This window comes from Vibrio sp. 10N.286.46.A8 (assembly GCF_041470165.1).
GTDB lineage: Bacteria > Pseudomonadota > Gammaproteobacteria > Enterobacterales > Vibrionaceae > Vibrio > Vibrio tasmaniensis_A.
Genome location: NZ_JBFRLX010000044.1, coordinates 1 through 10,109, shown reverse-complemented (window position 1 = coordinate 10,109; position 10,109 = coordinate 1). Strand labels below are relative to the sequence as shown.

The 10,109-nt window shown below is 45.2% G+C and carries 9 protein-coding genes and 2 tRNA genes; all 11 read left to right on the top strand.

Going from position 1 to position 10,109, the window contains the following annotated elements:
• The first annotated feature begins 126 nt into the window (after positions 1-126).
• The 11 genes from folP to rpsO all read left to right on the top strand — a co-directional run bounded on the left by folP (position 127) and on the right by rpsO (position 10,079).
• Entirely contained in the window at positions 127-957 is an 831-nt protein-coding gene (folP, locus tag AB4232_RS05825) for a dihydropteroate synthase (RefSeq protein WP_372086565.1), read from the top strand.
• Between the two features lie 21 nt (positions 958-978).
• Positions 979-2,319, top strand: coding sequence for a phosphoglucosamine mutase (gene glmM, locus AB4232_RS05820; protein WP_017101803.1), 1,341 nt, complete (start codon positions 979-981; stop codon positions 2,317-2,319).
• Positions 2,320-2,597: 278 nt separating this feature from the next.
• Positions 2,598-2,930, top strand: a complete 333-nt coding sequence (secG, locus tag AB4232_RS05815; protein ID WP_009847546.1) for a preprotein translocase subunit SecG — start codon at positions 2,598-2,600, stop codon at positions 2,928-2,930.
• A 16-nt stretch (positions 2,931-2,946) separates the two neighbouring features.
• Positions 2,947-3,031 (top strand) — tRNA-Leu (locus AB4232_RS05810).
• Between the two features lie 53 nt (positions 3,032-3,084).
• Positions 3,085-3,161: transfer RNA gene (locus AB4232_RS05805), tRNA-Met, on the top strand.
• A gap of 237 nt (positions 3,162-3,398) precedes the next feature.
• The gene (gene rimP, locus AB4232_RS05800) at positions 3,399-3,854 is read left to right on the top strand and encodes a ribosome maturation factor RimP (protein WP_004734501.1); all 456 of its coding nucleotides are present in this window, start codon (positions 3,399-3,401) and stop codon (positions 3,852-3,854) included.
• A gap of 35 nt (positions 3,855-3,889) precedes the next feature.
• The gene (gene nusA / locus AB4232_RS05795) at positions 3,890-5,377 is read left to right on the top strand and encodes a transcription termination factor NusA (RefSeq protein ID WP_009847542.1); all 1,488 of its coding nucleotides are present in this window, start codon (positions 3,890-3,892) and stop codon (positions 5,375-5,377) included.
• A gap of 22 nt (positions 5,378-5,399) precedes the next feature.
• Entirely contained in the window at positions 5,400-8,090 is a 2,691-nt protein-coding gene (gene infB / locus AB4232_RS05790; RefSeq protein ID WP_372086563.1) for a translation initiation factor IF-2, read from the top strand.
• Positions 8,091-8,224: 134 nt separating this feature from the next.
• Positions 8,225-8,638: a 30S ribosome-binding factor RbfA gene (gene rbfA, locus AB4232_RS05785; RefSeq protein ID WP_135444207.1), complete on the top strand. Its 414-nt coding sequence runs from the start codon at positions 8,225-8,227 to the stop codon at positions 8,636-8,638.
• A complete protein-coding gene (truB, locus tag AB4232_RS05780) occupies positions 8,638-9,591 on the top strand; it encodes a tRNA pseudouridine(55) synthase TruB (RefSeq protein ID WP_102568749.1) in 954 nt (317 codons plus the stop codon). The genes rbfA and truB overlap by 1 nt, the downstream gene beginning before the upstream one ends.
• Positions 9,592-9,809: 218 nt before the next feature.
• Positions 9,810-10,079 (top strand): 30S ribosomal protein S15, encoded by a 270-nt coding sequence (gene rpsO, locus AB4232_RS05775; RefSeq protein WP_004734493.1) that lies wholly within the window; start codon positions 9,810-9,812, stop codon positions 10,077-10,079.
• Positions 10,080-10,109: the final 30 nt, after the last annotated feature.

Sequence of the window (10,109 nt, the reverse complement as noted above, 5' to 3'; positions counted from 1 at the left end):
ATCTGAATCAGATGATGCTCAAAACAAAGATTCTTAATTGCTAAGCTTTAAATTAAAACCCTGAGTACGCTCAGGGTTTTTCTGTTTCTAGCCCAAGATATTTTTTACCTTTAAGACCCACCTTCCATGATATTAAAAGCACACAATAAAACGCTCGTTTTAGACCGCCCACATGTGATGGGTATCCTCAATGTTACGCCTGACTCTTTCTCTGATGGCGGAAAATTCAATTCATTAGATAATGCTTTACTGCAAGCAGAGCGAATGATTCAGGCTGGCGTTAGTATTATTGATATTGGTGGTGAGTCGACTCGTCCGGGTGCTCCAGAGGTGTCCTTAAAGGAGGAGTTAGCTCGAGTTATCCCGGCGATTAAAGCGATTCGCGCCAAGTTTGATGTTTGGATCTCGATTGATACCAGCAAAGCTGAGGTGATGCGCCAAGCTGTTGAAGCAGGGGCGGATTTGATCAATGATGTACGCGCACTGCAAGAGCCCGGAGCTCTAGAAGTGGCCGCAGAGGCTAATGTACCTATTTGCTTGATGCATATGAAAGGTCAGCCAAGAACCATGCAATCCAATCCAAGCTACGAAGATGTTCTAACAGATGTCGAAGACTTTTTACAAGAAAGGGTCGAAGCTTGTGAGGCGGTCGGTATATCAAAAGAGCAGCTGATTCTTGACCCTGGTTTTGGTTTTGGTAAAACCATCGCACACAATTACCATTTATTAGCGCACCTTGAAAAGTTTCATACGCTTGGTTTGCCTGTCTTAGCGGGGATGTCGAGAAAATCGATGATCTTTAAGCTACTAGACAAAGTCCCAGCTGACTGCATGGTCGCTAGCGTTACTTGCGCAACAATCGCAGCAATGAAAGGTGCACAAATTATTCGCGTTCACGATGTTGAAGATACATTGGAAGCGATGAAGATAATCGAAGTGATGAATAACAATCACTAATCATAATTAAGGAAAATCAATATGTCTGATAAAAGACGTTACTTCGGCACAGATGGTGTACGTGGAAAAGTGGGCCAGTACCCAATCACACCTGATTTTGTTTTGAAGCTTGGCTGGGCTGCTGGTCGTGTTCTTGCAAAGCAGGGCACAAAGAAAGTGATCATTGGTAAAGATACTCGTATTTCTGGCTACATGCTTGAGTCTGCTTTAGAAGCTGGCTTAGCTGCTGCTGGTCTTCAAGCTACGTTTACGGGGCCAATGCCGACACCGGCTGTTGCCTACCTAACACAAACTTTCCGTGCTGAAGCGGGGATTGTTATCTCTGCATCGCACAACCCCTTCTATGACAACGGCATCAAGTTCTTCTCGTCTGAAGGTACTAAATTGTCGGATGAGATTGAACTCGCCATCGAAGCTGAGCTAGACAAAGATATCGAGTGCGTTGAATCTTCTGAATTAGGTAAAGCGGTGCGCCTAAATGATGCAGCAGGCCGTTATATTGAATTTTGTAAAAGTACATTCCCACACAAAATGACGCTAGCGGGTATGAAAATTGTGGTGGATTGCGCGCATGGTGCGACTTATCACATTGCGCCGGCTGTATTTAAAGAGCTGGGTGCTGAGGTTGTTGCGATTGGTGTGGAGCCAAATGGCACTAACATCAACCACGAAGTCGGTGCGACTGATGTACGCGCTCTGCAAGCTAAAGTGCTTGAAGAAAAAGCGGCGTTAGGCCTTGGCTTTGATGGTGATGGTGATCGTATCATCATGGTTGATGAGCTAGGCAACAAGGTTGATGGCGACCAAATCGCTTACATCATTGCTCGCGATGCACTGCGTCGTGGTGAGTTGAAAGGTGGCGTTGTTGGTACACTAATGACCAACCTTGGGATGGAAAACGGCCTTAAGCAGTTAGGTATTCCGTTTGTACGTGCTGCTGTCGGCGACCGTTACGTTATGGAACAACTTCTAGCTAAAGGCTGGAAGATCGGTGCTGAGAACTCGGGGCACGTTATCCTATTAGATAAAGTGACGACAGGTGATGCTATCGTTGCTGCTCTGCAAGTATTGGCCTCAGTTGTCGATAGTGAAATGACACTGAATGAACTTTCTCAAGGTATGACGTTATACCCTCAAGTTCTAGAAAATGTTCGTTTCAGTGGTGATTCAAACCCACTAGAAGCAGAGGCTGTGAAAGCGGCTGTTATTGAAGTCGAGACGGAACTCGGTGAGAAAGGTCGTGTGCTATTACGCAAATCGGGTACTGAGCCACTACTGCGCGTAATGGTCGAAGGTGAAGATGCTGAACTTGTTCAGAGTTCTGCACTGAAAATTGCTGATGCAGTAAAAGCGAATTGCTAATAAAACGTTTGCCGTAACAGGCGAAGTCGGTCTCACTTGTGGGGGCCGGGTTTTAGTTATGTGATGATTAAAAAGGGACGCAAATGAGTTTTGTGCCCCTTTTGCCCTTTTTTTGACCACTTGCTTGGTAAAGGCTTATTTTTTAGTAAATTCCCCTTGTCAGTCATCGTCGCATTCGCTAGTATTGCTCGGCCTTCAGTTAGGAGGTCGCTAGCCTTGTTCTTAAAAATAGTTTTTTGAACGGCGCTGGCTCAACAATTAGGAACATAGGTGGAAAAATGTTTACAGTTCTACTTGTGATTTACCTGTTGGCAGCGCTTGGTGTAATTGGCCTAGTGTTGATTCAACAAGGTAAAGGCGCAGATATGGGAGCCTCTTTCGGTGCTGGCGCTTCAAACACTGTGTTTGGTGCTGGTGGCTCAGGAAATTTCCTTACCCGAATGACTGCAATTTTTGCAACTACATTTTTTATCCTTAGCTTAGTGCTTGGTAATATGTCTACACATAAAACTGAGTCACAGTGGATTGACCCGACTCAAGGTCAGGTGATTCAACAAGCTGAAGATGCAGTGAGTGAAGTTCCGGCGCAAGGCGACGAAATTCCACAATAATCTGTAAAGATTTGATGCCGAGATGGTGAAATTGGTAGACACGCTAGCATGAGGTGCTAGTGCCTTAGGGTGTGAGGGTTCGAGTCCCTCTCTCGGCACCATGTTTACAAACTTGTAAAACATCTTGTTGGGCGTATAATGCTCACAAGTCGGACGCGGGATGGAGCAGTTTGGTAGCTCGTCGGGCTCATAACCCGAAGGTCGTCGGTTCAAATCCGGCTCCCGCAACCAATTTCAATGCTATTATATAGCTTGTATTGGTAGCAAGTTTGCACAGTGTGAACCTCACTGTGAGTTAAGTGTGATATCAAATATGATGACACTTAACATATAAGGGTCCAGCAACAAAAACCCCGGCTTATACGGGGTTTTTTGTTATCTAAGCATTTATAAATGCATTTAGATGATAATGTTTGCTTGGAATTTAAATTGGGCTTTGAGCCCTTTTTTTGTTTCTGGAGTGGTTAAATGACTGGTTTAGAAAGACAACTTACTGAAATGCTTGACGCTCCAGTAGCAGCATCAGGTTATGAGTTAGTTGGATTAGAATTTATTCGTGCTGGTGAGCACTCAACGCTACGCATTTACATCGATTCACCAAATGGTATCAATGTAGATGATTGCTCTGAAGTTAGTCACCAAGTAAGTGCCGTAATGGACGTTGAAGATCCAATTTCAGTGGCTTATAACCTTGAAGTGTCTTCACCAGGTTTAGAGAGACCACTGTTCAAAGCTGAGCATTACCAACAATTTATTGGTCACGAGGTAAGCATCGTTTTGAAAATGGCTGTCGGCAACCGTCGTAAATGGAAAGGTGATATCCAATCTATCGAAGGCGAGACAGTGAAAGTATTGGTTGAAGGACAAGAAGAAGAATTCGTCCTGAGCAATATTGCGAAAGCTAACCTGATCCCTAAATTTTAGTTCTCCTAGAGAGAAGAGCTTAAGAGGCTAGATTAATGAACAAAGAAATTTTGGCGGTAGTAGAAGCTGTTTCTAATGAGAAAGCAGTTCCTCGTGAGCGTATTTTTGAAGCGCTTGAAATCGCGCTTGCAACGGCAACAAAAAAGAAAAGCGAACTAGAAATCGAAGTTCGTGTTGAGATTGACCGTAAAACGGGTAATTTCGAAACTTTCCGCCGTTGGGAAGCTGTTGAGGAAGTTGAATTCCCAACAAAAGAAATCTCTATTGAAGCTGCAAAGTACGATGATCCAGAGATCGAACTTGGCGGTTTCATCGAAGATGATATCGAATCAGTAACGTTTGACCGTATTACGACTCAAACAGCTAAGCAAGTTATCGTACAGAAAGTACGTGAAGCTGAACGCGCTCAAATCGTTGAACAGTTTATTGATAACGAAGGCGAGCTAGTCACTGGCGCAGTTAAGAAAGTTAACCGTGACACAGTGATTCTAGATCTAGGTAACAATGCTGAAGCGGTAATCCTTCGTGATGACCAACTTCCTCGTGAAAACTTCCGTCCAGGTGACCGTGTTCGTGGTCTTCTATACGCAGTTAAGCCAGAAGCTCGTGGTTTCCAGCTTTTTGTTACTCGTTCTAAGCCAGAAATGCTAGCTGAACTATTCCGTGTTGAAGTGCCTGAGATTGGTGAAGAGCTAATTGAACTTAAAGGTGCTGCACGTGACGCTGGTTCTCGTGCTAAAATCGCCGTTAAAACAAACGACAAACGTATTGACCCTGTTGGTGCGTGTGTTGGTATGCGTGGCGCACGTGTACAAGCTGTATCTAACGACCTTGGCGGTGAGCGTATCGATATCGTGCTTTGGGATGATAACCCGGCGCAATTCGTTATCAATGCAATGGCTCCTGCTGATGTTGCTTCTATCATCGTTGATGAAGATACGCACTCAATGGACATCGCGGTTGAAGCTGACAATCTAGCGCAAGCTATCGGTCGTAGCGGTCAAAATGTACGTCTAGCGTCTCAACTTACTGGTTGGGAACTGAACGTAATGACTGTTGCTGATCTAGAGAAGAAGCACCAAGAAGAAGCAGTTGCTTCTATTGAAAACTTCATGAAGCACCTAGATATCGAAGAAGACTTTGCTCAAATGCTTGTTGAAGAAGGCTTCTCTACGCTTGAAGAAGTAGCCTACGTTCCTGTGAACGAGCTTCTTGAAGTAGATGGTCTAGATGAAGGTATCGTTGAAGAATTGCGTAACCGCGCGAAAGACGCACTGACAACTCTAGCGCTAGCGAAAGAAGAAACTTTCGATGGTGTTGAGCCAGCTGAAGACCTACTTGCACTTGAAGGTCTTGAGCGTGAAATGGCTTACAAGCTAGCAGCAAAAGGCGTTGCGACATTGGAAGACCTAGCTGACCAAGGCGTTGATGAACTAGAAGGCATCGAAGACCTAACTGCAGAGCGTGCAGGCGAGCTAATTATGGCTGCGCGTAACATCTGTTGGTTCGGCGACGAAGAATAATTCAGCAAGGAGAGAGAGCGGTATGACACAATTAACAGTTAAAGCACTGAGTGAAGAGATTGGTACGCCAGTTGACCGCTTAATTGAACAACTTGCTGATGCAGGCATGAAGAAAGCAGGGTCGGACCAAGTGACTGATTCAGAGAAGCAAACATTGCTAACGCACCTTAAAAAGGAGCACGGCGATACTTCTGGTGAAACAGAACCGACTCGTTTAACTCTTCAACGCAAGACCCGCAGCACGCTAAGTGTTGCCGCTGGAGGCGGTAAGAGTAAGGATGTTCAAGTTGAGGTACGTAAAAAGCGTACTTACGTGAAGCGCAGCACTATTGAAGATGAAGCGAAACGTGAAGCTGAGGAAGTAGCTAATCGTGAAGCGGAAGAGAAAGCACAACGCGATGCTGAAGAGCAAGCGAAACGTGATGCTGCAGAGAAAGCACAGCGCGAAGCCGAAGCAAAAGTAACACGTGAAGCGGATGCAAAACGTGAAGCTGAAGAGAAGGCTCAACGCGCACAAGCTGAAAAGGCTAAAAAAGACATGAATTCAAAAAATGCAGACGCTAACGCACAAGCGAAAAAAGAAGCGGATGAACTTAAAGCTCGTCAAGAGCAAGAAGCAACTCGTAAAGCCGAAGCTGAAGCAGCTAAGCTTGTTGAAGAAGCTCGTAAGTTAGCAGAAGAGAACCAAGAACGTTGGTCTGAAGAAGAGAAGAAGAAGAAAGAGCAAGAGAAATCTGCGGATTACCATGTGACGACTTCTACTTACGCTCGTGAAGCTGAAGATGCGGCAGACAAAAAAGATGAGAAAGCACCTCGTCGTCGCAAGAAGAAACCAGCTCCAGCAACTCAGCCTGGCAATAACCGTGGTGGTCGTAACCAACGTGGTCGTGGCGGTAAAGGTAAGCTTGCTAAACCAACTTCAATGCAGCAAGGCTTCGATAAGTCAGCGACTGTTGCAAAATCTGACGTTGCTATCGGCGAAACTATCGTTGTTTCTGAACTGGCTAGCAAAATGTCAGTTAAAGCAACTGAAGTTATCAAAGTAATGATGAAGATGGGCGCTATGGCGACTATCAACCAAGTGATCGACCAAGAAACAGCACAACTTGTTGCTGAAGAAATGGGTCACAAGGTAATCCTACGTAAAGAAAACGAACTTGAAGAAGCAGTACTAGCTGACCGTGATAGCGATGCTATCGCTGAAGGTCGTGCTCCTGTTGTTACTATCATGGGTCACGTTGACCACGGTAAAACTTCAACACTTGACTACATTCGTAAAGCACACGTTGCTTCTGGCGAAGCTGGCGGTATCACACAGCACATTGGTGCTTACCACGTAGATACTGACAACGGCATGATCACGTTCCTTGATACTCCTGGACACGCGGCGTTTACAGCTATGCGTGCTCGTGGTGCTCAAGCGACAGATATCGTTGTACTTGTTGTTGCCGCTGATGATGGCGTAATGCCACAAACAATCGAAGCTATCCAGCACGCGAAAGCGGCAGGTGTTCCTCTGATTGTTGCTGTGAACAAGATCGACAAAGAGGGTGCAAACCCAGACAACGTTAAGAATGAGCTAGCTCAATACGACGTTATCCCTGAAGAATGGGGCGGTGAGAACATCTTCGTTCACATCTCTGCAAAACAGGGTACAAACATCGATGGTCTTCTAGAAGCTATCCTTCTTCAGTCTGAAGTTCTTGAACTTACAGCAGTTAAAGAAGGCATGGCATCTGGTGTTGTTGTTGAATCTCGTCTTGATAAAGGCCGCGGTCCAGTTGCAACAGTACTAGTACAGTCTGGTACTCTTAACAAAGGCGATATCGTTCTTTGTGGTCAAGAGTACGGCCGTGTTCGTGCAATGCGCGATGAAAACGGTAAAGACATCGAAACTGCAGGTCCATCTATCCCTGTAGAAATTCTAGGTCTTTCTGGCGTTCCTGCTTCAGGTGATGAAGCAACGGTTGTACGTGATGAGCGTAAAGCGCGTGAAGTTGCGAACTACCGTCAAGGTAAATTCCGTGATGTTAAACTAGCTCGCCAACAAAAAGCGAAACTAGAGAACATGTTCGCGAACATGACGGCTGGTGAAGTTGCTGAACTTAACGTTGTACTTAAAGCTGACGTTCAAGGTTCTGTAGAAGCAATTGCTGACTCTCTACTGAAATTGTCAACTGACGAAGTTAAAGTTAACATCGTAGGTTCTGGTGTTGGTGGTATTACGGAAACTGACGCAACGCTTGCAGCTGCTTCTAACGCTATCATCCTTGGTTTCAACGTTCGTGCTGACGCAACTGCGCGTGGTACTGTTCAGAATGAAAACCTAGATCTACGTTACTACTCAATCATTTACCAACTGATCGACGAAGTGAAACAGGCGATGGGCGGTATGCTTGCTCCTGAATTCCGTCAAGAGATCATTGGTCTTGCTCAAGTTCGTGACGTATTTAAGTCGCCTAAACTTGGTGCAATCGCTGGTTGTATCGTTACTGAAGGTACGATTAAGCGTAGCAGCCCAATCCGCGTACTTCGCGAAAACGTTGTTATCTACGAAGGTGAACTAGAGTCACTTCGTCGCTTTAAAGATGACGTTCAAGAAGTTAAAAATGGTTACGAGTGTGGTATCGGCGTTAAGAACTACAACGACGTTCGCGTTGGTGACCAGATCGAAGTATTCGAAATTGTTGAAGTTAAACGTACTCTAGACTAACCAGTCAGTACGACTCGACATATTGACTAAGGTTACTAACATTACCTGTAAAGGTAATAAGTAATCGGTTGTTGAATACACCATGGGGGGCTGGTAATTACCAAGCCCCCCATCTTTCTAAGTGAGAAAAGAAAATGTCAAAAGAATTTAGCCGCACACAACGTGTGTCTCAGCAGCTTCAAAAAGAGCTCGCACTTATCCTCCAACGTGAAGTTCGTGACTCACGCATTGGTATGGTAACTATTTCAGATGTAGAAGTGTCTCGTGACCTTGCATACGCAAAAGTGTTCGTGACTTTCCTATGTATCGGTGAGCAAACACCTGAATCATGTCTTGCTGCTCTTAAAGAGCATGAAGTGCCAGTTCGTATGGCTCTTGGCAAGCGTATTCGTCACCGTCTAACACCTGAAGTTCGTTTTACTTACGACAACACATTGGTAGAAGGCATGCGTATGTCTAACCTAGTAAGTGAAGTACTGAACGATGACAAACGTAAGCAAGAAGAATCTGGCCGCACTGACGAAGCTCAGTCTAAGGGCGAAGAGTAATGGCTCGCCGTCGTAAAGGTCGCCCTATAAATGGGGTAATTCTGTTAGATAAGCCAACAGGCATTTCATCTAATGATGCACTGCAAAAAGTAAAGCGTATTTACTTTGCAGAGAAGGCAGGGCACACCGGTGCTCTGGATCCTCTTGCGACTGGCATGCTGCCAATTTGTCTTGGTGAAGCAACGAAGTTCTCTCAGTTTCTTCTAGATTCTGATAAGCGCTACGTTGTTGTCGCGAAGCTTGGTGAGCGTACCAACACCTCAGATTCTGATGGTGAAGTGGTTGAAACGCGTGAAATTAACGTGACTCAAGAGCAACTTGAACGCTGCATTGCAAGCTTCAAAGGTGAAACCGACCAGATTCCATCAATGTTCTCAGCATTGAAGTATCAAGGTAAGCCTTTGTATGAATATGCACGTGCAGGTATCGAAGTGCCTCGTGAGTCTCGCAAGATCACTGTGTATTCTATTGAGCTACTTCGCTTTGAAGGTGATGAAGTTGAGATGGAAGTGCATTGTTCTAAAGGTACTTACATCCGCACAATTACCGACGATCTTGGTGAAATGCTAGGTTGTGGTGCTCACGTGACAATGCTTCGTCGCACTGGTGTTGCAAAGTATCCGTATGAACGCATGGTTACGTTAGAGCAGCTGAACGAAATTCTAGAGCAAGCACAAGCGCAAGAGATTGCTCCTAAAGAGTTGCTTGATCCATTGTTAATGCCAATGGACACCGCTGTAGAAGACTTACCTGAAGTTAACTTGAATGCGGAACTGACTGATCTTGTTCAGCACGGTATGCCCGTTCAAGTCGCAGGCGCTCCTGCTGAAGGTATCGTTCGTATGACAAGCGGTGAAGAGAAGCTGTTTGTTGGCGTTGCTCAAATTGCTGAAGATGGCCGAGTTGCACCGAAGCGTTTGGTTGTTTTCAGAGATGAAGAGCCACAAGCGTAGCGCTTACATAGTGTCTGATCTTAGCGCTGAGTCGTGAAAAGCGAGCAAATAAGACAGAAAGCGAACGCCTAATTTAGGTGGTTCGCTTTTTTCGTTTTTCATGAGTTCGATTGTTATTGCACCAACTCGTAAACTTCCCTATAATCCTCGGCTCGCGTAGCGGCTGAATCAGAGATTGGCTGCTACAAATATAAACTTACTCTTATCAGGAGAGATTTATGTCTCTGAATGCAGAAACTAAAGCAGCAATCGTTGCAGAATACGCACAATCTGAAGGCGACACAGGTTCACCAGAAGTACAAGTAGCACTACTTACTGCTTCTATCAACCACCTACAAGGTCACTTCAAAGCGCACAAACACGATCACCACAGCCGTCGTGGTCTATTACGTATGGTTTCTAGCCGTCGTAAGCTTCTTGATTACTTGAAAGGCAAAAACCTTACTCGTTACCAAGATCTAATCAAGCGTCTAGGCCTACGTCGCTAATAGCGATGTCTGCAAAGACAGTTTGAAGAA